The 24024-nt window shown below is 67.2% G+C and carries 26 protein-coding genes and 1 riboswitch; of the genes, 15 read left to right on the top strand and 11 right to left on the bottom strand.

Annotated features, from left to right (window positions below; translation table 11 throughout):
* Window positions 1–106: 106 nt before the first annotated feature.
* The 6 genes from HUK68_RS21535 to HUK68_RS21510 all read right to left on the bottom strand — a co-directional run bounded on the left by HUK68_RS21535 (window position 107) and on the right by HUK68_RS21510 (window position 6220).
* Window positions 107–859, bottom strand: coding sequence for an ATPase (locus HUK68_RS21535; protein ID WP_175506287.1), 753 nt, complete (start codon window positions 857–859; stop codon window positions 107–109).
* Window positions 860–893: 34 nt separating this feature from the next.
* Window positions 894–1148: a hypothetical protein gene (locus HUK68_RS21530; protein ID WP_244146380.1), complete on the bottom strand. Its 255-nt coding sequence runs from the start codon at window positions 1146–1148 to the stop codon at window positions 894–896.
* Window positions 1149–1251: 103 nt separating this feature from the next.
* Window positions 1252–2034, bottom strand: a complete 783-nt coding sequence (locus HUK68_RS21525; RefSeq protein ID WP_175506286.1) for an ABC transporter ATP-binding protein — start codon at window positions 2032–2034, stop codon at window positions 1252–1254.
* Complete coding sequence (locus HUK68_RS21520) at window positions 2031–3119, bottom strand: FecCD family ABC transporter permease (RefSeq protein ID WP_175506285.1); 1089 nt, start codon at window positions 3117–3119, stop codon at window positions 2031–2033. Before HUK68_RS21520 ends, HUK68_RS21525 begins: the two co-directional genes overlap by 4 nt.
* Window positions 3120–3126: 7 nt before the next feature.
* Window positions 3127–4134 carry an ABC transporter substrate-binding protein gene (locus HUK68_RS21515; protein ID WP_244146379.1) on the bottom strand — a complete coding sequence of 336 codons (1008 nt, stop codon included), beginning with the start codon at window positions 4132–4134 and terminating at the stop codon, window positions 3127–3129.
* A 7-nt stretch (window positions 4135–4141) separates the two neighbouring features.
* Window positions 4142–6220, bottom strand: coding sequence for a TonB-dependent receptor (locus tag HUK68_RS21510; protein ID WP_175506283.1), 2079 nt, complete (start codon window positions 6218–6220; stop codon window positions 4142–4144).
* Window positions 6221–6339: 119 nt separating this feature from the next.
* Window positions 6340–6621, bottom strand: a riboswitch (cobalamin riboswitch).
* Between the two features lie 205 nt (window positions 6622–6826).
* Between HUK68_RS21510 and HUK68_RS21505 the strand changes: the two genes are divergently transcribed.
* A complete protein-coding gene (locus HUK68_RS21505; RefSeq protein WP_175506282.1) occupies window positions 6827–7318 on the top strand; it encodes a hypothetical protein in 492 nt (163 codons plus the stop codon).
* 93 nt (window positions 7319–7411) lie between these two features.
* Here the strand turns inward: HUK68_RS21505 and HUK68_RS21500 are convergent, their stop codons facing one another.
* Together HUK68_RS21500 and HUK68_RS21495 are read right to left on the bottom strand one after the other, a co-directional pair.
* On the bottom strand, window positions 7412–7795 hold the full coding sequence (locus HUK68_RS21500; protein ID WP_244146378.1) for a DNA-binding protein: 384 nt from the start codon (window positions 7793–7795) through the stop codon (window positions 7412–7414).
* Window positions 7796–7805: 10 nt separating this feature from the next.
* A complete protein-coding gene (locus tag HUK68_RS21495; RefSeq protein WP_175506280.1) occupies window positions 7806–8435 on the bottom strand; it encodes a nucleotidyltransferase domain-containing protein in 630 nt (209 codons plus the stop codon).
* Window positions 8436–8618: 183 nt separating this feature from the next.
* Between HUK68_RS21495 and HUK68_RS21490 the strand changes: the two genes are divergently transcribed.
* The 8 genes from HUK68_RS21490 (at window position 8619) to HUK68_RS21455 (ending at window position 13935) form a co-directional block, all read left to right on the top strand.
* On the top strand, window positions 8619–9095 hold the full coding sequence (locus HUK68_RS21490) for a hypothetical protein (RefSeq protein ID WP_175506279.1): 477 nt from the start codon (window positions 8619–8621) through the stop codon (window positions 9093–9095).
* Between the two features lie 60 nt (window positions 9096–9155).
* Window positions 9156–9530, top strand: coding sequence for a DUF6152 family protein (locus HUK68_RS21485; protein ID WP_175506278.1), 375 nt, complete (start codon window positions 9156–9158; stop codon window positions 9528–9530).
* Window positions 9531–9535: 5 nt separating this feature from the next.
* A complete protein-coding gene (locus HUK68_RS21480; protein ID WP_175506277.1) occupies window positions 9536–10009 on the top strand; it encodes a DUF6644 family protein in 474 nt (157 codons plus the stop codon).
* A 60-nt stretch (window positions 10010–10069) separates the two neighbouring features.
* Window positions 10070–10696 carry a class I SAM-dependent methyltransferase gene (locus tag HUK68_RS21475; protein WP_175506276.1) on the top strand — a complete coding sequence of 209 codons (627 nt, stop codon included), beginning with the start codon at window positions 10070–10072 and terminating at the stop codon, window positions 10694–10696.
* Window positions 10697–10861: 165 nt separating this feature from the next.
* On the top strand, window positions 10862–12388 hold the full coding sequence (locus HUK68_RS21470) for a methyl-accepting chemotaxis protein (RefSeq protein WP_175506275.1): 1527 nt from the start codon (window positions 10862–10864) through the stop codon (window positions 12386–12388).
* Between the two features lie 57 nt (window positions 12389–12445).
* The gene (locus HUK68_RS21465; protein ID WP_175506274.1) at window positions 12446–13042 is read left to right on the top strand and encodes a hypothetical protein; all 597 of its coding nucleotides are present in this window, start codon (window positions 12446–12448) and stop codon (window positions 13040–13042) included.
* A 106-nt stretch (window positions 13043–13148) separates the two neighbouring features.
* Window positions 13149–13562: a hypothetical protein gene (locus HUK68_RS21460; protein WP_175506273.1), complete on the top strand. Its 414-nt coding sequence runs from the start codon at window positions 13149–13151 to the stop codon at window positions 13560–13562.
* A 208-nt stretch (window positions 13563–13770) separates the two neighbouring features.
* Window positions 13771–13935 carry a hypothetical protein gene (locus HUK68_RS21455; protein WP_175506272.1) on the top strand — a complete coding sequence of 55 codons (165 nt, stop codon included), beginning with the start codon at window positions 13771–13773 and terminating at the stop codon, window positions 13933–13935.
* 144 nt (window positions 13936–14079) lie between these two features.
* Here HUK68_RS21455 and HUK68_RS21450 read toward each other — a convergent pair whose 3' ends face one another.
* On the bottom strand, window positions 14080–16173 hold the full coding sequence (locus HUK68_RS21450) for a TonB-dependent siderophore receptor (RefSeq protein WP_175506271.1): 2094 nt from the start codon (window positions 16171–16173) through the stop codon (window positions 14080–14082).
* 123 nt (window positions 16174–16296) lie between these two features.
* A complete protein-coding gene (locus HUK68_RS21445) occupies window positions 16297–16710 on the bottom strand; it encodes a Fur family transcriptional regulator (protein WP_175506270.1) in 414 nt (137 codons plus the stop codon).
* Window positions 16711–16880: 170 nt separating this feature from the next.
* Here HUK68_RS21445 and HUK68_RS21440 point away from each other — a divergent pair, with 170 nt between their 5' ends.
* From HUK68_RS21440 to HUK68_RS21430, 3 genes are all read left to right on the top strand, one after another.
* Entirely contained in the window at window positions 16881–17846 is a 966-nt protein-coding gene (locus HUK68_RS21440; RefSeq protein ID WP_175506449.1) for a Bug family tripartite tricarboxylate transporter substrate binding protein, read from the top strand.
* Between the two features lie 181 nt (window positions 17847–18027).
* Window positions 18028–18846 (top strand): N-formylglutamate deformylase, encoded by an 819-nt coding sequence (hutG, locus tag HUK68_RS21435; protein WP_175506269.1) that lies wholly within the window; start codon window positions 18028–18030, stop codon window positions 18844–18846.
* Window positions 18847–19057: 211 nt separating this feature from the next.
* A complete protein-coding gene (locus tag HUK68_RS21430; protein WP_175506268.1) occupies window positions 19058–19567 on the top strand; it encodes an ATP-binding cassette domain-containing protein in 510 nt (169 codons plus the stop codon).
* Window positions 19568–19704: 137 nt separating this feature from the next.
* Here the strand turns inward: HUK68_RS21430 and HUK68_RS21425 are convergent, their stop codons facing one another.
* Window positions 19705–20049: a hypothetical protein gene (locus tag HUK68_RS21425; protein WP_175506267.1), complete on the bottom strand. Its 345-nt coding sequence runs from the start codon at window positions 20047–20049 to the stop codon at window positions 19705–19707.
* A gap of 215 nt (window positions 20050–20264) precedes the next feature.
* On the opposite strand from HUK68_RS21425, the gene HUK68_RS21420 reads away from it, so the two are divergent.
* The 3 genes from HUK68_RS21420 (at window position 20265) to HUK68_RS21410 (ending at window position 24001) form a co-directional block, all read left to right on the top strand.
* Window positions 20265–20996, top strand: coding sequence for an SH3 domain-containing protein (locus tag HUK68_RS21420; protein WP_175506266.1), 732 nt, complete (start codon window positions 20265–20267; stop codon window positions 20994–20996).
* A gap of 600 nt (window positions 20997–21596) precedes the next feature.
* Window positions 21597–23735 carry an alkaline phosphatase family protein gene (locus tag HUK68_RS21415; RefSeq protein WP_175506265.1) on the top strand — a complete coding sequence of 713 codons (2139 nt, stop codon included), beginning with the start codon at window positions 21597–21599 and terminating at the stop codon, window positions 23733–23735.
* Window positions 23736–23743: 8 nt separating this feature from the next.
* A complete protein-coding gene (locus HUK68_RS21410) occupies window positions 23744–24001 on the top strand; it encodes a hypothetical protein (RefSeq protein WP_175506264.1) in 258 nt (85 codons plus the stop codon).
* Window positions 24002–24024 lie beyond the last annotated feature (23 nt).

The following is a 24024-nucleotide window of genomic DNA, read 5'->3' as shown; positions in this document are numbered from 1 at the left end:
ATGCTGCGTTGGTCAGGCCGTTGCGCGCGTTCGCCAAGCGGCGCTGCAGCGCAAACGCTGACGCCGGACGCGCTGGCGCGGTCTCGGGCCCCGCCGGATCAGCACCTCAGGAGAAGCTGCACCACAGTGCCGTGCCGAGCAACCAGGGATTGATGACGCTGGTTTCCAGGCGGATGGTGTCGAAATCCGTGACCTCGGCCAGCAGCTTGTGCCGGGCTCCGGAGTTGTCGAAGATATAGGCCCGGTGCGCGACCTCGCAAGCCGCGGTCATCAGATCGATGGACTTGTGGTAGCGGTCGATGACCTTGTCATCGGGCACGGGGTGGCCCCCTTGCAGCACGCGCCGGCGTACCCGGTCGATGTTGATGGTGGGATCATCGGTGGCCACGAAGTACAGGTAGATGCGGTAGCCGCGCTCGCGCGCTGCGCGCATGAAGGCAATCTTCGAGTCGTGCGACATCACCGTCTCGAAGGTGAAGGTCTTGCCTTCGTGCAGCAGTTCCTGGCGGATGGCCTCGGCCAGCGAGGCCGCCAGATAGGAGTTGAAGGGCCCGGGCACCCACAGCGTCAGCGCTGGGTCCAAAGCGATTCCCTGCAACAAGGCCGGCATGTCCAGTTGCTTGTCGAGCCCAAACGTCTGCAGGCTGGTCTTGATCCGCGCGAGCACTCGGGCAGGCGCTCCCGTAATGCCGAAATCCCGAAGCGGCAAAAACCCGTCCGAGGCATTGAGGGCCTTCTCCAACTCGTCGGCATTGACGAAGACGCCGATCCACTGCGGCTTGAGCTCGGACATGATGGTGCTCTTGCCCGATCCATTCGGTCCTGCCAGCACCCGCAGGCGCGGCTGTGCCGAGCGCATGGCGGGAGACGGCGCGCGTCCGGCGCGCGCAGCTTTACTTGACACGCTTGAGGATGGTGCCGGGCTTGACGCGCTTGCCGATCGGGAGATTCATCAGGACCGTGACGCTGCCGTCGAGCTTGCGTTCGACGACCTGGCCGCTGGCGGTCTTCACGGTGACCGCGCCGGTATGCCTGAGCGTATTCCAGTACGCATCATGACCCGCCTTGGCGGCAATCGCGGGGATGCGTCGCTCGGCGATCTGCATTCCGCGTTCGGTCAAAATGGTGGGTTGGGGCTTGGAAGACATGGTGTGTGACTTGGCGTATGGGATCCAGTCTATCAGGCCAGCATAAACACCAGGGTGCAGTGCGCTGATCCAGCCCCGCAGGTCTTCCCGCGGCTGCGGGTGCTCACCCGTGAATTGCCTCGGGAGTGAAGCTGATGCGCGTCCGTCCCGTGCCCGGATGGATGTCGACCTCGGCCGCCACGCCGTAGACCTGCTGCAAGCGGGCCGGCGTGAGCACCTGGGCCGGTTCCCCCTCGGCCACGATGCGGCCCTGGTCGAGCAGCACCAGGCGGTCGCAGTAGTGCGCGGCGATGTTGAGGTCGTGCAGCGCCACGATGGCACTGAGCCGCTGGCGCCGCAGCAGGCCCATCACCTCGAGCTGGTGGCGGATGTCGAGATGGTTGGTGGGCTCGTCGAGCAGCAGCACCTGCGGCTGCTGGGCCAGCGCGCGCGCCAGCAGCACGCGTTGCTTCTCGCCGCCCGACAGCTCGGCCAGCGAGCGGTCCACGAGCGCGCCGGCACCCACCTGGCGCAGGGCTTCGCGCACGATGGCCTGGTCCTGCGCGCTGTCGCGCGCCCAGCCCGCCTGGTGCGGGATGCGGCCCAGCATCACCAGTTCGGCCACGCGGGTGTCAAAGGCCGGCGCCGATTCCTGCGCGAGCACCGCCACCTGGCGCGCAAACGCGCGCCCCTCGATGTCCGCGACGTCCTGGCCCAGCAGCAGCACGCGGCCATGCGTGGGCGGCAACACGCGGTAGAGCATGCGCAGCAGGCTGGACTTGCCGCTGCCGTTGGGCCCGATCAGCCCCACGCATTCGCCACGCGCGAGCGCGATGCTCGCGCCGTCGACAATGCGGCGCGCATGCACCTGCCACTGCAGTTCGCGGCCTTCGAGCACAGCGCTCATGCCGGCCTCCCGCCAAAGCCCGTGTGGCGCAGCAGCATGCCCACGAAAAACGGCCCGCCGATCAGGGAAGTGAGCACGCCCGCAGGAATCTCGGTGGGTGCGAGCCAGGTGCGCGCCAGCAGGTCCACCAGCACCAGGAAGATCGCCCCGCCCAGCGCCGCCACGGGCAGCACGCGCCGGTGGTTGCTGCCCACCAGCATGCGCGTGATGTGCGGAATCACCAGGCCGATGAAACCGATGGCGCCGCTGACCGCGACCATGGTGCCGGTCAGCAGCGAGACCACGATGAACAGCCGGCGCCGCAGCCCATGCGTGTTCACTCCCAGCGTCATGGCGGTTTCCTCGCCGCTGCCCAGCGCATTGAGCGTGCGGGCCTGCAGCAGCAGCCAGGCCAGGCTGGCCGCCAGCACCAGCGCCGGCAGGCCCAGTTCCTTCCATTCGGTGCCGGCCAGCGTGCCCAGCGTCCAGGTCATCAGCGCGGCCGCGAGTTCGCGCTGGCCCGAGGTCAGCGTGATCAGGCTGGTGAGGCCGACCAATACATACCCCACGGCCACGCCCGACAGGATCAGCCGCGTCGCATGGATGCGCCCCTGCACCTGCGCCAGCGCATAGACCAGCAGCGTGGCCGCGAGCGCGCCCGCAAACGCACCGGCCGTCAGCGCGTAGCTGCCGGCCATGGCCAGCGTGCCGTAGGCCAGCACCGAGACGGCGCCCACCGAGGCGCCGGACGACACCCCCAGCAGATAGGGATCGGCCAGCAGGTTGCGCACCATGGCCTGCATGACCACGCCCACCACGGCCAGGCCCGCGCCCACCAGCGCCGCGAGCAGCACGCGCGGCATGCGGATCAGCCAGACGATCTGGAACTGCTGTACCGACCAACTGGTCTGCACCGCAGGTTCGATGCCGGCGGCTTGCAGCAGCTGCGCCGCGGCAATGCGCCAGACCGTGGCGGGCTCGATGCTCACCGTGCCCCAGGTGATCGCGAAGGTGAGGGCAGTTGCCAAGATCGCTGCCAGCACTGCGCACCAGAGCGCGATAGGCCAGCGCCGCGCTGGCGCAAGAAGAGGGTGTATAGGCTGCATGGGTGGCTCAGGGTTTGGCGGGGGCCATCAAAGCCGGATGCATGGCGGCCGCCAGGTCCCGGGCGCGTGCGATGTTGCGCGGGCCCGGCGTGGCCTCGGCATAGCTCAGCACGAAAAAGCGCTGGTCGCGGATCGCATCCACCTGCGACAGCTGCGGCTTGCGCCGCAGGAAGTCGATCTTGCCCTGCGCGTCGGGCACGCCATAGTCGACGATGACGATCCATTCGGGGTTGCGCTCGACCACGTCCTCCCAGTTGCCCCGCGGCCAGTTGCTGGCGATGTCGTCGAAGATATTGCTGCCGCCCGCGGCCTCGATGATGGCCTGCGGCATGCCGAATCGGCCCGAGGTGGTGGGAATGTCTTCGCCGCTGTCGTAGACAAACACGCGCGGGCGCTGCTGCACGCCTTGCGTGCGGCGCTCCAGTGCGCGCAGCGACTGCTCGAGCCGCTCGATGCGCGGCTCGGCCTCGTCCTGCACGCCAAAGATGCGCGCCACATTGCGCAGGTCGGCCAGCGTGTCGTCCATGCGCACGCGCGTGCGCGGCCCCACGCGGATGCAGGACTCGGTCAGCACATAGCTGGCAATGCCGTAGCCCGCGAGCAGCTCGGGTGTCACCTCGCCCGGGCGAAAGCCATAGCTCCAGCCGGCAAACACGAAGTCGGCTTTGGCATCGATGATGGACTCCATATTGATGCCCTTGCGCGACAGCACCGGCGCGCGCTCGAGCTGCGCGCGGAACACCGGATCGATTTCCTTGTCGGCCGGGATGCCCGCCGTGCCCACCAGCCGGTCGCCCAGCCCCAGGTACAGAAACATCTCGGTGATGCCGACGTCATAGGTCACCGCGCGCTGCGGCACCTGGGCAAATGCCACGGGCTTGCCGCAGACGTCCACGGTCACGGGCGCCACGGCGGATGGCGCCGCAGGTGCCGGCGCGGCCGGACTCTCCCGCCGCGAGCAGGCGCCCAGCGCCAGCACCAGCGCCGTTGCAATACAAAGAGAAGCTTGGCGCATATGCATCTCAGAAGCGGAAGTTGGCGCCCAGCTCGAACTGCCGGCCCGCGCCGACCAGGAACTGGCTGCCGTAGGTGGCGTTCGCGTAGAAGCGGTCGGTCAGGTTGCGCGCCAACAGGCTGAAAGTGGTGTGGGCATTGAACTGCCAATGCAGCGCCGCGTCGAACAGCGTGTAGCCCGGCACCGCGATGGTGTTGGCGTTGTTCGCATAGCGCTGGCCCACGTGGCGCGCGCCCAGCGAGGCCTGCCAGGCCTGCAGGCGGTAGTGGGCCCAGAAGTTGGCGGTCTGTCTGGCCACGCCTGGCGGGCGATTGCCGGCGCGGTTGCCACCGGCTTCAAGCAGCGTGTCGAAGTGCGCGTCGGTGTAGCTGGCGTTGCCTTCGAAGCGCAGCGCGGCGCTGGCGCGCAGCACGCCGGTCAGCTCCACGCCCCGGGCCGACTGCGAACCGCCCTGTATCGAGATCGCGGGCCGGTTCGGATCGCGCGTGACGATGTCATCCTTCTGGATGTCGTAGACGGCCAGCGTCCATTCGCCGCGCTGGTCCGGGAGCTGCTGCTTCATGCCCAACTCCAGCTGCCGGCCCTGGCTCAGCCTGAAATCGCGGTTGGCCAGGTTCAGCGTGAGCAGCGTGGTCACGGGATCGTGGCCGCTGCTGTATTGCGCATGGAGGCTGGTGCGCGCATCGAGCTTGTAGCTCAGGCCCAGGCGCGCCGAAGTGCCGCCCAGCTTCTTGTCGAAGGGCGTGCCCGCGACCCGTTCGGCACGTTCGAAGTCGTAGGTGTCGCGGCGCAGGCCGGCGAGCAGCAGCCACTGCTCGGACAGCTTCCATGCGTCTTCGAGATAAAGCGCGTTCTGGCGCAGTTCGGTCGCCGACTTGGCCAGTGTCGGGTCGGGGCTGATCCAGCGGCCAGGCTGCGGATGGAAGGCCGAGACCACCGAGGAGCCGCCATAGGGTGCGTTGTTGCCGAGCTCGAAGCTGGCTTTGGAGACGTCCCAGCCCAGGGCAAGCTGGTGCGCGCCCAGCGCCAGGTCCACGCCGAAACGGTTGCCGGTCTGCTCCAGGTCATGCAGGATTTCCAGGTAGTCAGAGCGGGCCACGGTGCTGGCCGCGGGGTGGTACGCATAGGCTTCGATATTGCGCCAGCGGCGGTCGGTCTGGAGATGGAACAGGTCGTTGCGCACGGTGATGGCGTCGGTCGCGCGCCAGCGCAGCCTGGCGCGGAGGCGGTCCTCTTCATAGCGGATGATGCTGTCGCCGGCGTTGTAGTTCTCGCCGCGCAGTGCCTCGACCACGCGGCCGTTGAGGCCGGGCGTGCCCCAGTAGCGCGTGGGATTTTGCAGGCTGTGGTCGGCCATCAGGTCGATCTGCAGGTCGCTCGAGGGCTCGATGCGCAACGTGCCCATGAACTTGCCGCTGCGCGAATCGTCCAGCGCGCGCTCGCCGTCGCTGCGCTGGCCATGGACATCGAGGCGGTAGCTCACGATATCGCCCAGCGGGCCGGTCGCGCCCAGGCCGATGCGTGCCGTGGCGTCGGAGCCCCCGGAGACCATGGCTTCATGGCTGGCAACGCGGCTGGGCTGCTTGCGCACCGCGTTGATGGTCGCGCCCAGGGTGCCGCTGCCGTACATCAGCGAACCGGGGCCGCGCAGCACCTCGAGGCGCTCGTAGCCCCAGCTGTCCGAGGGAGAGGAAATGGTGCCGGCGGCAATGGCCGCGGACAGGCCGTCTTCGGCCACCCCCACCGAGTTCACGCCCGCGAAACCGCGGCTGCCGAACGCCAGGCCGCCATTGCCGGGCGAGGCGCTGGAAGTCAGGCCCACGGTACGGGTGACGGCCTCGGCCACGCCGTGGTCGCCGCGTTCGCGCACCTGCTCGGCCGACACGCCGTCGATGCTGGCGGGTGTGTCCTGAATGGAGAGGCCGGTGCGGCTCGCGGTCTGCGCCGGCAGTGTCAACTGTTCACCGGGGTATTGCGGCGCGGCAGCGACGCGAACTTCCGGCAGCGAGGGCTGCGCCAGGACCGGCGCGCAAAGCAGGGCCGCGCACAGGGCGACGGGACGGAGAGCGAAAAATGGGCGTTGCATTGGTCAAACAGGTAGGACCATCTGTTGTGACAGCAACGCGCGCGGCTCTCCCCGCATGGGCAGCCGGCTTCGCGCCGCTGTCTGCACCCCGCAGACGGTCGGCTCGGCGCATGCTGGAGCATGCGCAAACGCGCCAGGCCGGTATCCGGGCTCACAAGGGGCGGAAAAGGCTTTCCGCCAGCGCCGCGTCTTCCCAGGCCCGCCGCGCATCTGCTGTTGCAGACCACGTAGAGGCCCAGTGACGGCTTGCCGGGCTGGAGTCCAGCCGGCAAGCGATTGGCGTTGTCGCTTGCTTACCGTTGCGGGGGCAGCCGGGGAATGGGCGCATTGCTGCGGCCTTCACCCCGTTCCCGTTTACTCTGCATGCAAGACATGCAGACACCTGGCGCACGGATGCCCCGTGGATCACGGGGCTCGCGGATTATAGGCAGAGGGCCGTGCAGGGTGGCGCGCGTGACGCGCTGGCGCCCCGCGCGCGCATCGGCGGGAAAACTTGCCCGCGCCTGCGCAATGACCATTTCTCCAGAGGCAAAGAAGCGCGCACGCCAGCAGAGCTGTGTAAAAAAACAGTAGACTTTGGACTTGATCGCTTCCAGAAGTCCGCACATGTCCGTTGAACCCGAGCACGAAGACGTTTCGATCTTCGAAGACCGCCTTTGGCACCACAAGGGCTGGATGGCCCGCGTCATCAAGAATGAAGACGACGACGGCTGGGCCGTGGCAATGACCCAGGACGGCCAGGCCGAGCCGGCGCTGGTCGGTCCCTGGACCATGGGCCGGGACAAGAAGAGTCCCAAACCCCTGGACATGTCGGCCTTCAACACGCTGGTGAAGACGGCCAGCGAAGTGATACGCCGCAACGAGCAGCACCAGGCCGCGCTGCTGCACAAGGACATCGAGATCGAGGTCCGCGGGCGGCGCGTGACGGTGGCGCTCGATATCGAGCCCGATGAGGACAACCCGTCCGCGACGCTCACCGCCACCGATGCCGAGGGCAGCGAGCTGGCCAGGATCCGGGTCCGGCCCGACCATCGCCTCACGCGCGCGTCTGCCGAGCGCTGGGCCGAGGCCGGCTACCCGCGCGCCCGGGAGGAGTGAAGCGTCAACCAGGCCGTTGCGGCCGCTGCACTTCGATGCGCGAGCAGGTTGACCGACATGGCGCGACGAGTTTCGCCCGCGCGCTATCAGTGCTCAGTCCAAGCGCCATTCCGGATGCTGGGCATGCAGCCACTGCCGCGTGTGTGCGAGCAGCTTGGCGGCCGCTTGCAGGCAGGCTTGCAAGCTGGCATCGGAAATCGGATCGCCTTCATAGTCGTTGACATTGCGCTGGCGGCGCAAGGCGTCGAGCAGGATCAGGTCCTGCTTGTCCACGCCCAGGGTCTGGTCCAGCGTCTGGATCGCCGTCTGATGGTGGCCGGGCTGGCTGGTGGACGTGCGCCAGCCATGGGCCCACAGGCCCAGCATGGCGCATTGCATCACGCACTTGTAGGCGGCATCGAATCGGTTGCCGGCACTGATCTGCGCCACCTGCGCATCAGCCAGATTGCGCTGCGCCGCCTGAAGCAGCTTGGTCATGCCCCCGGGATCAGGCGGATGCGCCTGCAGGCGGCCGATGGCCTGCAAGTTGTTCAAGCCCATGGTCATCCCCCTGTATCCAGAGTTTGGGTTTGCGCAGCAGTTCGCGCACGAAGAGATCGCCCGCTTGTGCCTTGGCCGCCAACTCCTGCGGCGTCCAGACCACCGGGTTGATCTCGCGGCCCAACTGCGCATGCAGCGGGTATACGGCCTGAACGACCGCCACGAAGTCCGGCGTTCCCACCAGCAGCAGATCGATATCGCTGTGCTGATGCGCCGTGCCGCTCGCCATGGAGCCATAAACGAACGCCAGCCTGATCTGGTCGGCCAGCGGCTCCAGGGCCGTGCGCAGCGCCGCCGCCACGCCATGGGTCTTGCGGAACATGGCTGCCAGTTCCGCAAACAGCGGGTGCTGGACGTTGGCGCTGTAGCGTGCCTGGTTGCCCTGGTTGCTGCGCAGCAGCAACCCGGCCTGGGCCAGCTTGGCGAGCTCGCGCGTCAATGTGCCTGCGTGGCTGCCGGTCAGCCGTGCCAGTTCGCGCAGGTGCAGACTGCTGCCGGGCTGCAGCAGCAACGCCGCCAGCACCTGCTGGCGCAGGCTGGGAAACAGCAGATCCATGGCTTGCTGGGTGTTGCTCATAAGGCTATGATTGTTGCCTTTTAGGCTTCATCTGGCAAGAGGGCCCGCAGTTGCCGGATCCGGAATTTCTTCAGGCCGCAGTTCAGAACTCCTGCTTTTGTCCTACGCACGGTCGCGCTTTCGCGCATCGACAGGCGGCGCCATGTGGTCAAGGATGGTATTTTGACCTGCATTGAAACCATCATGAAAAACACCGGCCTTCTGTACTCTGCCCTGATTGGCGCGGTCGCCAGCGCGCGCTCCATGACACCGATGGCCACCTTGTCGGCGGCGCGGCTGCTGGGGAAATCCACGCCGGGCAAGCTGGCGCTGCTCGATCGCCCCCTGTTCCGCTTCGGCGCTCTGTTCATGGGCGCGGGCGAGCTGGCCGGCGACAAGATGAAGACCGCACCTGACAGAACCGTGTTCCTGGGCCTGCTGGCCCGCGTCGCGAGCGCCGGCATCGCGGGCGCGGCGCTGGCGCCCAAGGGCCGCGAGCAAGCCGGAGCGGTGGCCGCCATTGCCACCGCGGTGCCGCTGGCCTATGTGACCCTCGACGCACGCAAAAGCGCCATGAAGCACATCGGCCAGACGCGCAGCGGCCTGATCGAGGACGCGCTCATCATTGCCGGCGGCATTGCCGTCGTGGCCCTGGCCTTGGGCGCGCAAGGCCGGCGCTAGCCAACCCGTTGCCAAGGAGTCGCCATGTCCTGTTTCCGTTCTGTATCCCGCAGGAACCTCATGACGCAAGCCACGCGTTTGCTGTTGGGCGCCGCCCTGGTCTCGACCGCGCATGTCGCGCTGGCCCACCATGGCTGGTCCTGGGCCGAAAGCGAGCAGATGACGCTCGAAGGCCGGATCGCGCAGATCTCCATGGCGCCGCCGCATCCCACGCTGGTCGTCGTGGCGGCTGACGGCGCGCGCTGGCAGGTCGACCTGGGCAACCCGGCCCAGACCGAGCGTTCCGGCTTCCAGGAGTCGAGCGCCCGGGTGGGCGATGCCATCACCGTGCGCGGCAACCGCGACCTCGATCCGCAAAAGCGGCACATGAAGGCGGTGCGCATCACCATCGATGGCAAGAACTACGACATGTATCCCGAGCGCCTGAAGCATTGAGCGCCATGGAGGGGCTGTTGGACAGCCTGGCCGCCTGGCCGGGAGCGCTCTGGCTGCGGGGTTCGGGCACGGCGTATCTGTTCCTGAACGCGGCCCATATCCTGGGCCTGGGTTTGCTGCTTGGCGCCATCGTGCCGCTGGACCTGCGCCTGGCGGGACTGTGGCGCAATGTGCCTTTGCCGGTGCTGCTGCCGTTTTCCAGCCGGGCCGCCGCCGCCGGGCTGGGCCTGGCCGTCGCCACCGGGCTGTGGCTGTTCACGGTGCGCCCGCACGAGTATCTGGACAACGCGGCATTCCAGTTCAAGCTGGGACTGCTGCTGCTGGCCGTGGGCAATATCGCCTGGCAGCATGCGAGCCCGGCCCTGGCCCGCAGCCTGCGCGATGGCACGCTCTCCACCGGACTGCGCCTGCGCGCCGCGGCCTCGACCCTGCTGTGGTGCGCCGTGCTGCTGGCCGGGCGCTGGATTGGTTTTCTCTAGGCGGGCTTGAAGCGCGCGCGGCGTGCCAGACCCGGGCGCTGCCGTATGCCATGATGTGGCATGACCGAGCATTCCGAAGACCTGCAACAGATTGCCGCCCGCACGCTGGCGCACTACGAACAGCATGCGCAAAGCTTCTGGGAAGGCACGCGCGACCACGACGTCAGCCAGAACATCGCCGCGCTGCTCACGCACATCGACGCGCCGCCGCCGTTCGACCTGCTGGATTTCGGCTGCGGCCCGGGGCGCGACCTGCGCAGCTTCGCGGCGCTGGGCCACCGCGCCGTGGGCCTCGAAGGCGCGCCCCGGCTGGCGGCAATGGCGCGCGCGCACAGCGGCTGCGCGGTGTGGGAGCAGAGCTTTCTGCAGCTGGAACTGCCGGCGCAGCGCTTCGACGGCGTGTTTGCGAACGCCGTGCTGTTCCATGTGCCCAGCCAGGCGCTGCCCCGGGTGCTGGGCCAGTTGCACGCCTGCCTGCGGCCGGGCGGGGTGCTGTTCAGCTCCAACCCGCGCGGGGCTGGGCAGGAGGGCTGGAGCGGGGAGCGCTACGGCGTGTTCCACGACTGGCCGGCGTGGCGCGCCGTGGTGACCGCGGCCGGCTTCGAGGAGCTGGAACACTTCTACCGTCCTGCCGGGTTGCCGATCGAACAGCAACCCTGGCTGGCCAGCGTGTGGCGCCGGGTTTGAGCGCTGGGTGGCAGCAGCCCGCCGCTGTTGCGGGTGTGCCGCCGTCCATGCCGGCGGCCAGCCGCGTGAACCCGCGATAGAGAGCAGTGCAGTGGGTAATTCCTCACTTTACTGCTGCAGTTTTCCGGTCGCTTGCCGATAACCAGGGTTTCGACAAGGCTTCGCATGAAATTACAGACCCGTATCCTGCTGCTGTGCAGCGTCGCGCTTCTCAGCATGGCGGTGCTTGCCGCCGTTTCATTGTCGACCCTGCGCCAGTCCATGATCGAGGAGCGCACGGCGCAGCTCTCCAGGCTGGTCACCCTGGCCCATGCCGCCCTGGAAAACCTCAGCGCCCAGGAGCAAAGCGGCAAGATGACCCGCGCCGAAGCCCAGACCGAGGGCAAACGCATCATTGGCAGTTTCATCAAGGGCGACCAGTATTTCTTCGTGCGGGGCTTCACCGATGACGTGAACCTGGTGCATCCCAACCCCAAGCGGGTTGGTATCGTCGATGAAAAGGGCGGCAAGGAAGCGGGCGTGCGCTACCGCGCGGCGCTGGAGGGCAAGGTCATCGGCACGGTGGTGGCCAAGGGCACGCGGCCAGGCGCCAAGGAAGCGGTCGACAAGCTTTACGCCGTGATCAAGTTCGCTCCGTGGGACTGGACCATTGGCTTTGGCGATTACATCGACGACATCGACGACGCCTTCTGGCGCAACACCGTGATACTGCTGACCATCGGCGGCTTGTTGATGCTGGTGATTGCCGGCATGGCGTGGAGCATGTTGCGCGCGGTGGTGCGGCAGCTTGGCGGCGAGCCCCAGTATGCGGCGGACATCGTGACGCAGATTGCCGGCGGCGACCTGACCGTGCAGGTGGCCACCGACCCCAAGGACCGCAGCAGCCTGCTGTTCGCCATCCAGACCATGCGCGACAACCTGGCGCGCATGGTGGCGCAGGTGCGCACCAGCACCGACACCATCACCACCGCCTCGGCCGAGATCGCCTCCGGCAGCCACAATCTGGCCAACCGCACCGAAGCCCAGGCCGGGGCGCTGCAGGAAACCGCCAGCGCCATGGAGGAACTGACCTCGACCGTGCAGCAGAACGCGCAGAACGCCCAGCAGGTCAACCAGCTGGCGCTGTCGGCCTCGGGGATTGCCGTGCGCGGCGGCGCCGTGGTCGACCAGGTAGTGGTCACCATGGGCTCGATCAACGCCTCGTCGCGCAAGATCGTGGACATCATCAGCGTCATCGACGGCATTGCGTTCCAGACCAACATCCTGGCGCTGAACGCAGCCGTCGAGGCGGCACGCGCGGGCGAGCAGGGCCGCGGCTTTGCGGTGGTCGCCGGCGAAGTGCGCAGCCTGGCCCAGCGCTCGGCCGCCGCCGCCAAGGAAATCAAGGCCCTGATCGACGACTCGGTGGCCAAGGTCGACTCCGGTACCCACCTGGTCGAGCAGGCGGGCGTGACCATGCGCGAAGTCGTCACCAGCGTCCAGCGCGTGACCGAGATGGTGGGCGAAATCAGCGCCGCGAGCCACGAGCAGGGCGCGGGCATCGCGCAGGTCAACCAGTCGATCGCCCACATGGACCAGGCCACGCAGCAGAATGCGGCGCTGGTCGAGGAATCGGTGGCCGCGTCCCAGTTGCTCAGCAACCAGGCCATGGGACTGTCCGTGACGGTCAGCGTGTTCAAGCTGGTGCACTAGCCTCCCATCCCGCAATTTTCTGCCTGCCCTATGCGCGAAACGCCAATGCCACCCACCATGACCCTGCCGACGCTGCTGCGTGCGCTGATCCTTGGGGCGCTGGTGATCGCGCTTTCGGCCTGTGCATCGACCCGGCGTTACACCGAAACCTTCTCGACGCTGGGCATGTCATCGGACGCGCGCATGTTCGTGGTGCTGGGCGAGCGGTATCACTATATTTTCGACACCGATCCCGTCATGGCGGCCTCGTTCGGCGCGGGCTTTCGGCGCCATCTGACCGCCGAGATGATCCGGCCTTTCAATGTCGCGGCGGGCGGCAAGACCTCAGGCTATGTCCGGCTGCAGTTGACACCGGACGCGACGGCGCAGGACAAGGCCGAAGCCCGGAAGCTGGGCTATGGAGAAACCCAGGACGGCCTGATCTACTACACCGCCTTCATGGTCGGCAGCCGCTATGTGCCACGCCCGGACGCGGCGGCGGCGGCTTCGATGCAACTGCACAAGCGCTATGAGGTGCAAGTCACCGACTCCCAAAGCAGCGCCGAGGCGCTGAAACTGCTCTCGCCGATCTACATGGCGGCTGGCGTCGGCCTGGTCGTGGCCAATCCGGCCATTTTGCTGATGACGCTTCCGGTCGCGGGATTGAAACCCTGAAGAAAGCCGGCGCCGGTCACGGAAGTCCGACTAGCGCAGTGGCCCTTCAAAATGGGCACTGTGAAGCGGAGCGAGGACAATCCACGCACAACTCCCACTGTCATTGATGCACCGCACCCTTGCAACGCTATTGCTGGCCACCGTCTGCGCTTCTTCCTGGGCGCAGGATTGGTTCACCGTCTATGGTGATCCGCTTCAGCCGGAGGCGGACCTGATCGAGATCCGCCTGCCCTCGCCATCCCAGGCGGATCACCTGGCGGTCGAGGTGCGCGTGTCCCGCAGCGCGTCTCGGGTCGCCTATGGCGGCGGCAAGTACCGCTCGCACCATTCCATGGCAGTGATCGACTGCGAGAACCAGGCGGGCTGGTACACCCAGATGAAGTTCTACCAACTTCCCGCCTGGAAGGGGCCAATGACGATGAGCCGCAGCTTCGAGCTGGGCAGCGCGCCGGTGGCGTTCAAGGACATTCCAGGCGAGGCGCAGCGCCTGGTGCGTGCCGCTTGCAGGCTCAGGAAATAACGGGCGCACACAGCCGGCGCCGTGCGGCAGACCGCGGGTGCGCTGCCGGGGAGGGACCTCGCGCCAGCGGTTGCCCCTTCAACCGGGTGGGCCCATAGCTCACGGGCACCATCCCCTCGGGCGGATTTCCTCGGGTCCTACATGGTTCATGACGCGTCTGCTTGAAATTGGAGTGGCTGAATTCACAGCGTATTGGAAGGAATCTCATATGCCGCAATCGACCAAAGACTCCAAGGGCGGCAACGCCCATTCGACGAAGAATACGCATGCGAAGTCGAGCGCCACAGAGGAAAAGGTAAAGAAGTCCGCAGATAAGGACAGCGGTTCACCCACCGGTGCCCTGCGGCACGGAGAGAAAAAGACCACGCCGTAGCACATTGCCGAGCTTTGCGGGCCCGCATCGCACCCCAAGTCCGGGGTGCGTTTTGTTTGTCGGGGGTGAGTTCCTGTAAGGCAAAGCCGGGCAAACAGCGGTCGGGCGCTGCGCCCGCGCCAGCGGCACGGACCTCGAGCGAAGTCAGAATTTCGAGCGCAGCGCCAGCTGCGCATTGCGCGGCTCGCCATAGGTGTTGTATGAGTTCAGGCCACCGACGCGCGCGTAGTAGTTGCGGTCGAACGCATTGTTGACGGCCAGCGTCACGCTGGTGTGCGCATCGAGCTGGTAGCCGAGCTGCAGGCTGGCAATGCCGTAGCCGCCGGATTCCCGCGTGCCGGCCACGCCGGTGCCGATGACACCGCTGGTGATCTGTAACCCGCCGCCCACCGACCAGGGGCCGGCAAGCCGGTAATGCGCATAGCCCTTGAGGCTGTGCCGGGGCTCGAACAAGCTGAACTGCGTGCCGGCCAGCGTCGGGTGCGCGCGGTATGCGGTATCCAGTCGGGTGTAGCCCAGCACCAGTTCGAGATTCGCCCAGGGGCTGCCGCTGAGCTCGAATTCCCAGCCTTTGACCTGCACTTCTCCCGCCTGGACAAAGGAGCCGGGGTGTGCCGTGTCGGGCATCGAGCGGTTTTCATCACGCGTGCGAAACAGTGCTGCCGAAGCCAGCAGGCGGCCGTCCGACAGGCTCTTCTTGAGGCCCAGTTCGATCTGCTTGCCCACGCGCGGCTGCAGCGTACGCCCGGCCACATCCTTGGCGGTCTGCGGCATGAAGATGTCGGAGTAGCTGGCGTAGGCCGTCGTGTCCTGCGCCAGGCTCAGCACCAGGCCGGCATAAGGACTGAACTGGCCGGTCTCGCGTGCACCCTGGCTCCAGGCGGGAGGCGCGCTGCCGGGACGCGTGCTGCGCGAGCGCACCGAGAAATCGCTGCTGCGCGCGCCCGTCACCAGCGTCATCGCATCGTTCACGCTGAGCCGCAACTGGCCATAGAAGCCGCGCTGGCGGGTGTCGTCGCTGTAGCCGCGCACATAGGGCGGAACGGTCAATTCCGGCACGGCATCGGGGTTGCCGAAGGCAATGCCCGAGATGGTGTCGTTGGCGCCGTAGTCGGTGTCGCTGCTCACCTTGCCATGGTTCCAGCCGGCAGTGGCGGAGTGCGCGCGGCCCAGCAGCTGGAACGGTCCCGCGACATAGACGTCGACGGTGTCGCGCGTGGTCTGCGAATCCCAGCCGCGCCGGGCATAGGGGACCAGCCCGGTCGCGGGATCGACGCCGGTGGTGGGGTAGCTGTCGCGCAGATCGTAATCCTGCACCTGGCGGCTGTAGCGCGCGCGCAGCTTCCAGCCATTGCCCCAGCGGTGCTCGGCCTCGGCCGCCAGCAGCGCCGTGGCGGTGTCCGCGACCGCCCAGCCAGGGTAGGGGTTGGTCGAGCGCGGCGCGGCAATGAAGCGCCCATCGGCATAGGCGGGCAGGCCCGAAAACGGGTTGGTCCTGTCCTGCTGGTACGCGCCGTAGAGCGACAGCGTCGTGGCCGGGCTCAGGTCGTAGTCCAGCGTGCCGTAGGCCAGGGTCCTGCGGCTGTGCGCGCGCGTGTAGTAGAAGCCGCGGTCGGTGCCGGACATGACGAGGCGGCTGCGCAGCGTCTTGCCGTCATCCAGCGCGCCGCCGACGCTGGCCTCGGCATGGTATTGCGACCAGGAGCCGACGGAGGCCGAGGCGTCCGCCGCGAATTCGGCCAGGCCCTGGCGGCGCACGAAGTTGACGCTGCCGCCGGGCTGGCCCGATCCCTGGAACAAGCCGCCGGGCCCGCGCAGCACTTCGACGCGATCGAACATGGCGAGGTCGAACTGCTGCGTGGCGTTGAGCCCGCCATAGCCGGGAATGCCATCGAGGCTGGGCTCGAGGAAATAGCCGCGCGAGCGGATCTGCGCGGTGGCGCCATCCCAGGGGGTCACCGTGACGCCCGTGACCTGGCGCAGCGCGTCCTCGGCGGTCTGCAGGTTCTGGTCCTCGATGCGGGCGCGCGTGATCACGCTCACCGACTGCGGAATCTGCAGCACCGACGTCGCCTCCTTGGCGCCGACGGTCGCATGGCTCGGTGCATAGCCCGGGCTGCCTTCGGTGGTGGCGCTGGGAAGGGCGGTGCCGCGTACTTCCACCGCTGCCAGCGTGGCCGCGGCAGCGCGCTCCACCTGGGCCAAGGCCTGCGCCGACAGCAGTGCCAGAGGCAGCATCGAGAAACCCGTGCGGCGCGGGCATATCCAGCAAACGATCATAACAACCCAATAACGATAATGATTTATCAGTATTGAATTGTAGTGGCGTCTTGCATCGCGGGAAGCAAAGGGACGGGCGATTCATCCCGTGGCTTGCGCGCATTGCGCGCAGACGCCGTAGAGCGTGAGCTCATGGCGCTCGACCTGGTAGCCCGCCGGGGCGAACTGCTCCAGCTGCGGCGGACAGCCCGGGATGTCAAAGACCTGCAGGCAGCGGCTGCAGTGGAAGTGGTGGTGGTGGCCGCGGTGCGCGCTTTCGTAGCGCGTGGGCTCGCCGGGCAGCTCCACCGCCAGCACTTCACCGGCATCGAGCAGGATCTTCAGATTGCGGTAGACGGTGGCTATTCCCAGCGTGGGCTGCTGGACCTGGGCAAGCGCCAGGATTTCGGGGGGCAGCAGGGGCTGGTGCGCATGCGCGATGGCATGCTGCACCGCATTGCGCTGGCGGCTGCTGCGCCGCTGCAGGTCACCCTGCGGTGAATCGACGTTTTCCATGCGCCGATTGTCGTTGGTCTCGCGGCCGGCTTGCGCGCAGCGGGGCGGGAAGTCGGGACAACACCGGTTCAGCAAGCATCTCAGCAGCACGCGGCACGGCTCTTGCTTGATGAAGCCACACATCTGACTTCACCTGATCGAATCGAGAGATAGCCTACATGCAACGTACCCTGCAACGCCGCCATATCCTGACCGCCCTGGCGGCATCGCCCCTTCTTCCTGGCATCTCCTGGGCCCAGGGCAAGCCGCTGCGCCTGGTGGTGCCCTTCCCGCCGGGCGGCGCCACCGACGCCTCGGCCCGCGCCCTGATCGAGCCACTCACGCGGCTGCTGGGCCGCCCGGTCATCGTCGACAACCGCGCTGGCGCCGGCGGCTCGGTCGGCATGGCGGAGGCGGCTCGCGCGCCGGCGGACGGCACGGTCCTGGCCGTGGCCACGCTGTCGACGCACGGCGTGAACCCTGCCGTGTACAAGAAGCTGCCCTACGACCCGCTCAAGGACTTCGTCGGCGTCACCGAGATCGTCAAGGCCCCCGGCATTCTCGTCATCAACCCCGCCCAGGTGCCCGGAGTCACGAACTTCAATGAATTCGTGGCCTACCTCAAGGCCAATCCCGGCAAGCTGTCCTATGCCTCGCCTGGCAACGGCACCATCGGCCACCTGTGGGGCGAACTGTTCAAGCGCGCCACAGGCACCAGCATGGTGCACGTGCCCTACCGTGGCTCGGGGCCGGCGCTCAACGACGTGCTGGCCGGCCAGGTCGCGGCCTACTTCGACCAGGTCATCGCCGCCTTGCCCCACGTCAAGTCCGGCAAGCTGCGGGCGCTGGCGGTGTCCTGGAACGAACGCCTCGAGGTGCTGCCCAATGTGCCGACCTATGCCGAGCTGGGCCAGGCCTCGATCAACGAGCCCTCCTGGTTTGGACTGGTCGCGCCTGCCGCCACGCCGCCCGCGATCCTGCTGCAGGTGCAGCAGGCCGTCGCCACGGCCCTCAAGGACCCGGAGGTGCGGGCACGCCTCGCCGGCCTGGGGCTGTTTGCGTCGGGCACGACACCGACCGAGTTCTCGGCCCAGATCCGCCGCGAGATCGCCAAGTTCAAGCAGGTGGCCGAAGCGGCGCATATCGAACTCGACTGAGCTGGCACCTGGGGCACGCCGCAGGCCCAGCCAGCACCAGGACCTGGCCTAGAATCCCTGCGGCGGCACGCGGCAATGGCGGTGCCTTCGACTGCGTTGGCATGTGACGGTTTCCGCGGCCCGCAGATCTCCAGGCCGCCCCTCGGGGCCGCCCTTCCGAAACCACGATTCACACGCCTCCATGAGCACCGCCATTGAAACGCCGACCTACCATTTGCACCAGGGCAGCGTGCCCCTGCTGATCTCGATCCCGCACCTGGGCACGTCGATTCCCGCGCCGTTCCGGGAGCTCTACACGGACGAGGCGCTGCAGACGGGCGACAGCGACTGGCACCTGGACCAGGTCTACGCCGTGGCCCGATCCCTGGGCGCCAGCCTGCTGGGCGCCAAGGTCTCGCGCTACATCGTCGACCTGAACCGTCCCCCGGGCGGCGAGAGCCTCTACCCGGGCCAGAACACCACCGGACTGTGTCCTCTGACCACCTTCCACGGCAACCCGCTCTACAAGGACGGCTGCGCGCCCGACGCGGCCGAGATCCAGCGCCGGGTGGAGACTTACTGGACACCCTACCACCAGGCGCTGCAGGCCGAGATCGAGCGCCTGCGCGCGCAGCACGGCCAGGTGCTGGTGTGGGAAGCGCATTCGATCGCCAGCGTGATTCCGCGGCTGTTCGATGGCAAGCTGCCCGACCTGAACTTCGGCACCAACGGCGGCATCTCCTGCGATCCCCAACTGTTCGCGGCCGCCACCGCGCCACTGCAGGCGGCGCCGGGTTTCTCGCACGTGGTCAACGGCCGCTTCAAGGGCGGCTACAACACCCGCCATTACGGCCAACCCGGCCGCGGCGTGCATACCATCCAGCTGGAGATGTGCCAGAGCCTCTACATGAACGAGGCCTACCCCTACGAGTACCGCGAGGTGACCGCGCAGCCGGTGCAAAAGCTTATCGGCGAGATGCTGGGCGCGGGGCTGGCCTATCTTTCTTCGCGGGCGAAGTGAGGCCGGGCGCGGCTGCCGGCAACCGCGCAGGACGAGTCCGCAGCGCAGGGGAATTCCAAGCCAGGGCCAACCCCCACCCGGGACGGGTACACGGCGCCAGAGGCGCAGAGGCTTGCGTCACAGCGGCAGCAGGGACTTATCGCGCCAGAGGAGCGGCTGCCCAGACACCAGCAATGCGTCAGATCAACGGCACCAGCGGTGCACGGGCACAGTGCTCCAGCCCGCGCACCAGTTGCTGCAGCGAGTCGATCAACTGCTGCCGCTGCGCGCCGTCCAGCGGCGCCATCTGGTGTTCGAGCGCGAACGCCGCCCCGCAGGCGACCCGCGCCAGGTGGCGGCCGAACTGCTCGCGCGGGTCCAGCTGCAGGAGCATGCCGCCACCTATCCGCAGTTCCTCCCGGGCGGCCAGAAGCAGCGCGTGGCCATCGCCCGGGCGCGGCCGGACGTGCTGCTGCTGGACGAACTCACGGCGCGCCGCCTGTGGCTGCTGATGCAGGAGCTGTGGATGGACAACGCCGGCCCGCGCCCCACCGGCATCCTGGTCACGCACAACATGATGGAGGCCGCCTTTCTCGCCGACCGCATCTATGTGATGGGCCATCCGGGAGCGGGGGCGCACTTCAGCGCGGTGATCGACGTCGACATCCCGCGCGCACGCGACCCCGAGGACCCGGCGCTGTTCGAGGTGCATGGGCAGATCATGAAGGCGCTGACGCATTGAGCAGGGCGCTGGCCAGGCCGGCGCGCTGGCACTGTCCGCCGCAGACCCGGCCCATCCCTTTGGCACGCTGCTGCCCTGGCCGCCGCGGTGCGCCGTGCCGCCGCCTGGCCGCCGCAGGCAAACGCAGGCGCCGGCGATCACCCGAAAAGCGGGTAGCCTTCGGCCATTCTGCTGAGGATCCCGGTGAGAACACCGCCCATGGCCATGGCGACCAGCAGTGCGGCGAGGCTGAGCCACCGCGTGAGTGCCTGGATCGAGCCCAGAAGTCGTTGGCCGAGCGGCGAGCCGTCCGATCCGGCAAGTGCCAACGCCGCGCCCAGGTGCCGCCGCGTGCGCCAGCAGACCAAGGCGATTGACAGCATCACGGCAATGAGCGTCAGGCTCACGGCATACAGGGGGCGTGCGCTTCGAAGCATGTCGATCGTCACCAGCGCCGCGTTCAGACACGCCAAGGCGATGGCCAGGGAAAAGAGGGGCTTCATAGGGCGACTCGCGTTCAGCGCTCCAGCTTGTGAATCCACCCGCCCGGCGGGGGCCGCGCCGGCGCATGCAGGTCGCCATTCAAGGGCGTTGCCAGGCGGATATTGCCAAGACCCCCATCCAAGCGCGCCACGCAAAGGGCGTTCAACCCATCACTTGCCATCCGATGCAATGCCATTATCCTCCCATGCAACCCAGATCCCACAGGAGTGGTGCCATGCGCAAAATGCTCAGCCGACTTGGATTTGTTGCCTTCGCGGCGTTGATGATGACGTCCTTCACCGCGCAGGCGCAAAGCCGCGTGGATGTGAAGTTTCCTCGCGGCAGCTCAGGAACCACCATCGATGGCAGCATCCGGGGCGACCAGACCATAAGCTACCGGCTGCGCGTTTCCGCAGGGCAGCGGATGAGCATCCAACTCGACACCGACAATGCCAGCAACTACTTCAATGTCAGTGCTCCCGGGGCTTCGGAGGCGCTGTACAACAGCAGTATCAACGGCAATTCGACGTCCTTCGTCGTTCCGTCGAGCGGCACCTACGCGATCAGTGTCTACCTGATGCGCAATGCGGCTCGGCGCAACGAGACCGCCCATTATCAGCTCACGGTCTCGGTGGAGAACGCCGCCGCTCAGGTGCACAGTCCGGCCGCGCTGCCGGCGCCAGTGGCCGCGCCCCACCATGCCGATGGGCTCGATGGTGGGCCCGATCTCTGGAAAGTGGCAGGGCTTGGCCGCGATGACCTGCTCAATGTTCGAACGGCAGCCGCCGCCGACGCTGGCGCCATCGCGACCGTGCGCAATGGCGATGTGCTGCGCAACTTCGGCTGCACCATGACGGCAGGTGCGCGCTGGTGCCAGATCGAGACGGCACAGGGACAACGGGGCTGGGTCGCAGGGCGCTATCTGCAAGAGTTGTCGAGGCAGGCCATGCCCGCGCTCCGGCCATAGCCAGCCCTGCGGCCGTCCGCTGGATCGGAGGGCCGCAATGCGCCGGCTTTGGCGTCGGCGCAGCATCGGCCAGACGCGGCGCAAGGCCGCCACGGCGCACTGCCCTGGCTACCACTGACGGCAGTCGATAAGCGCTCCTGTTGTCTGTTGCCTGCTTGCGGCAGTGTCCTCAATGGTTGGATCCAGCCCACGATCGAAATTTCTCCCACCTGAGAGCGCCGCACCGGTGCGTCAGCGCTCTGTTTCCATCTCAAGATCTGCTCTATGGAAACTGTCAAAACCGCCGTTGGAACCTTCACTTGACCGTCATTTGACATCCCTAGCATTTGCCTCAACGCGTCGCAATGGCGCTGTGATCTTGCAGCGCTGAGGCCCTGGCCGCACACAGTTCGATGCCAAGCATCGGCGCGAAGCCAGGCATGACGTGGGTCACTTCCGGATATTGAAGACCACGCCCCAGCGTTCAGCGCCTTGCTGCAAGAGTCCGGTGATTTTCAATCGTCAAGTAACTCGGAAGGTGAAAGCATGTCGTTGGTACAACAGGTTGGTGGTTCTAGTTCCAGGGAGTTCTCTCCGTCGCAGCGGGGGAGGCCACGTTCATTGCCATGGCTGCGCCTGGGCACGCTGGTCACGGCGGCCGTCCTGGGCTTGAGTGCCTGCGGCGGCGATGAGCGGCGTGTGGCCGCGCCCGAGTTGCCTCCCGTGACCGAGCTGCCCGCAACGCCGCAAGAACCGGCTACGCCCGCGACCCCGCGCGCGCTGGTGATCAGCCTGGATGGCGCCACCTACGCGGCGGTGCAGCGCGGCATGGCTGCGCAGGCACTGCCGCAGCTGGCGCAGTTGGAGGTCCATCTCGCCTATAGCGGCGGTATCGCCGGCACGCCCAGCCAGCAGCCCACGCTTGACGCGCCGGGATGGGCCACGCTGTTGACCGGAATGTGGGCGAGCCGCCACCGCGTGATGTCTTCTGCGCCGAACCAGGCACTGCACGGCGACACTGTCTTTCAGCGGCTGAAGGACCGCAATGCCGGGCGCAGCGGGGCCGCGGTGGCCTCGAAGGGACTGGCGCAGATGCTGGCGTCGGAGCATGCGGCCGGCTACCTGGATACGCTGTCCAGTTGCGCGGCCCAGGGCGCTGCCACCGACTGCGTCACCACCGCAGCCCGGCAGATGATCGAGGGCGACTACCGCACGGTGGTCGCGCAATACCACGCGGCCAGCGACGCGGTGCTCAACCACGGACTGGGATCGAAACAATATGCCGACACCTTGGCCCGCCTGGACCAGGCCGTGGGCCAACTGGTCGCGGCAACGGCAGCGCGCAAGAACGAGCGTTGGCTGATCACCGTCACCGGCAATCACGGCTTCAGCCTGAACAGCCAGGATGACGGCTTGCCGCTGTTGCCGCAGTCGACCACCTTCATGGCCATCAACCAGCCGGTCAACAACGGCATGCTGGGCCTCAACGCCGCCGAGCCGTCCGAACTCAAGGACTTGTACGCCTACAACAGCCTTGCCGATGTGGCGCCTACGCTGCTGGGCCATCTGCAGGCCTTGCCGCAGGCCCGGGACTACCAGCTCGATGGCGCCGCGCTGGTCGGACCCCGGGCCGTGTCAAAGCTCAAGGCGGCGGTGCTGGAGAACAATTCGCCGAACGTGCGGGTGGCCCTGGAGTGGGAAGCACCGTCTGATGGCACGGTGTCCATCCTGCGCGAGGGCGCAGCCATTGCCACCCGGCTGCCGGCGGGAACGCGCAGCTTCACCGATCTCGATCTGGCCCAAGCCCTGACGGCCCAGGGCAGCGCGGCGCTGAACTACACCCTGGTCATCGACAGCGACCAGGCAGCGGCGGCGCGCGCCATCCTCACATCGCCGATCACCTATGTGCCGCCCGTGCCCCTGGCGACCACGCTGCGCAACGGACTGGTGTCTTACTACCCGTTCAGCGACCGCCTGCCGCCCGTGGACGCCATCGGCAATAGCCGCATGGCCGCCTTTTCACCAGCGCTCGATCCCCAGGCCGGCCTGGTGGTGCCCGGCCCGTTTGCCGGCACGCATGGCCTGCTGGTGGACACCAATTACGCGACCGTCGAAGGCCTCGAAGGCTACAAGCTGACCCCCAATGCGGGCTTTGATGTGTCCCAGGGCGCTGCGCCGCAGTTCACGCTGGGGTTCTGGTTCAACACCCCGCAATGCGTGGACAAAAACAACGTGACGCTGGTGTCCAACAAGAACTACGTCAGCGGCGCCAATGCCGGCGTGGCCATTGGCTTGTTTGGTGGCACGGGCGGCCAGTGCGGCGTGGCCTTCAATATTGGCTCGGGCGGCGCGCGTGCCGACGGACCGACCAGTCCCTACACGCAGATCACCGAGAACCGCTGGGTCTACATCGCATTCTCGTTGGACGGCGTGGCCAAGACCATGAACATGTACGTCTACGACTCCGTCACCGGCACCATCAACCGCGTCGCGCAGGGGAAATCCACCGGGAGCGTCGACCTGTCCAAGCTGTCGGCTTACCCGCAGTGGGGGATCGGGGCCGATGGCACGGGCGCCTTCCTGATGAACAAATGCAACGGCACGGTGAAGCCGCCGTATCAGCCGGGCAAATGCACTACGGCCCCCACCTTCCAGCACAAGTATGGCGACTTGGCCATGTGGAACCGCGTTCTCAGCGATGCGGAACTGGAGTCGATCTTTCTGTCGAACAAGCCCTTGTCGAGCTTGAGCAGCCACTGAGGAAAGACATGTCCAAACTCATTTGCCTGCTTTCAGCACGCGGCGTGCCCGGTGCGTTGCGGACACTGGCTCTGGCCTGCGTGGCCGCGAGTCTGATCACCGCCTGTGGCGGTGACTCCGGCCCTGCAGTGCCGCCCGTGGTCGCCAGCGATGGCATGGCCATGGAGCAAAAGGCGATCACGCTGGCGCCGGCCAATGCCTGCGAGGCCCCGCAAGGGGCCGATGTGCCCGCGCGCCTGAACACCGAGCTCGATTGCGCGCCTTGATGGCACGTCCAAACCACCACGCC

It is taken from the genome of Comamonas antarctica (assembly GCF_013363755.1).
Taxonomy (GTDB): domain Bacteria; phylum Pseudomonadota; class Gammaproteobacteria; order Burkholderiales; family Burkholderiaceae_C; genus Comamonas; species Comamonas antarctica.
Note: the sequence above shows the minus strand (reverse complement) of the source record. Positions and strands in the feature narration are given on the sequence as shown.

Coding starts and splice junctions, on each gene's coding strand:
- HUK68_RS21445 (WP_175506270.1), bottom strand. CDS start 16,710: ATGGAAAACGTCGATTCACCGCAGGGTGACCTGCAGCGGCGCAGCAGC.
- HUK68_RS21425 (WP_175506267.1), bottom strand. CDS start 20,049: ATGAAGCCCCTCTTTTCCCTGGCCATCGCCTTGGCGTGTCTGAACGCG.
- HUK68_RS21475 (WP_175506276.1), top strand. CDS start 10,070: ATGACCGAGCATTCCGAAGACCTGCAACAGATTGCCGCCCGCACGCTG.
- HUK68_RS21515 (WP_244146379.1), bottom strand. CDS start 4,134: ATGCGCCAAGCTTCTCTTTGTATTGCAACGGCGCTGGTGCTGGCGCTG.
- HUK68_RS21525 (WP_175506286.1), bottom strand. CDS start 2,034: ATGAGCGCTGTGCTCGAAGGCCGCGAACTGCAGTGGCAGGTGCATGCG.
- HUK68_RS21520 (WP_175506285.1), bottom strand. CDS start 3,119: ATGCAGCCTATACACCCTCTTCTTGCGCCAGCGCGGCGCTGGCCTATC.
- HUK68_RS21470 (WP_175506275.1), top strand. CDS start 10,862: ATGAAATTACAGACCCGTATCCTGCTGCTGTGCAGCGTCGCGCTTCTC.
- HUK68_RS21495 (WP_175506280.1), bottom strand. CDS start 8,435: ATGAGCAACACCCAGCAAGCCATGGATCTGCTGTTTCCCAGCCTGCGC.
- HUK68_RS21410 (WP_175506264.1), top strand. CDS start 23,744: ATGTCCAAACTCATTTGCCTGCTTTCAGCACGCGGCGTGCCCGGTGCG.
- HUK68_RS21455 (WP_175506272.1), top strand. CDS start 13,771: ATGCCGCAATCGACCAAAGACTCCAAGGGCGGCAACGCCCATTCGACG.
- hutG (WP_175506269.1), top strand. CDS start 18,028: ATGAGCACCGCCATTGAAACGCCGACCTACCATTTGCACCAGGGCAGC.
- HUK68_RS21510 (WP_175506283.1), bottom strand. CDS start 6,220: ATGCAACGCCCATTTTTCGCTCTCCGTCCCGTCGCCCTGTGCGCGGCC.
- HUK68_RS21490 (WP_175506279.1), top strand. CDS start 8,619: ATGAAAAACACCGGCCTTCTGTACTCTGCCCTGATTGGCGCGGTCGCC.
- HUK68_RS21465 (WP_175506274.1), top strand. CDS start 12,446: ATGACCCTGCCGACGCTGCTGCGTGCGCTGATCCTTGGGGCGCTGGTG.
- HUK68_RS21500 (WP_244146378.1), bottom strand. CDS start 7,795: ATGACCAAGCTGCTTCAGGCGGCGCAGCGCAATCTGGCTGATGCGCAG.
- HUK68_RS21420 (WP_175506266.1), top strand. CDS start 20,265: ATGCGCAAAATGCTCAGCCGACTTGGATTTGTTGCCTTCGCGGCGTTG.
- HUK68_RS21450 (WP_175506271.1), bottom strand. CDS start 16,173: ATGCTGCCTCTGGCACTGCTGTCGGCGCAGGCCTTGGCCCAGGTGGAG.
- HUK68_RS21460 (WP_175506273.1), top strand. CDS start 13,149: ATGCACCGCACCCTTGCAACGCTATTGCTGGCCACCGTCTGCGCTTCT.
- HUK68_RS21505 (WP_175506282.1), top strand. CDS start 6,827: ATGTCCGTTGAACCCGAGCACGAAGACGTTTCGATCTTCGAAGACCGC.
- HUK68_RS21485 (WP_175506278.1), top strand. CDS start 9,156: ATGACGCAAGCCACGCGTTTGCTGTTGGGCGCCGCCCTGGTCTCGACC.
- HUK68_RS21535 (WP_175506287.1), bottom strand. CDS start 859: ATGCGCTCGGCACAGCCGCGCCTGCGGGTGCTGGCAGGACCGAATGGA.
- HUK68_RS21480 (WP_175506277.1), top strand. CDS start 9,536: ATGGAGGGGCTGTTGGACAGCCTGGCCGCCTGGCCGGGAGCGCTCTGG.
- HUK68_RS21530 (WP_244146380.1), bottom strand. CDS start 1,148: ATGTCTTCCAAGCCCCAACCCACCATTTTGACCGAACGCGGAATGCAG.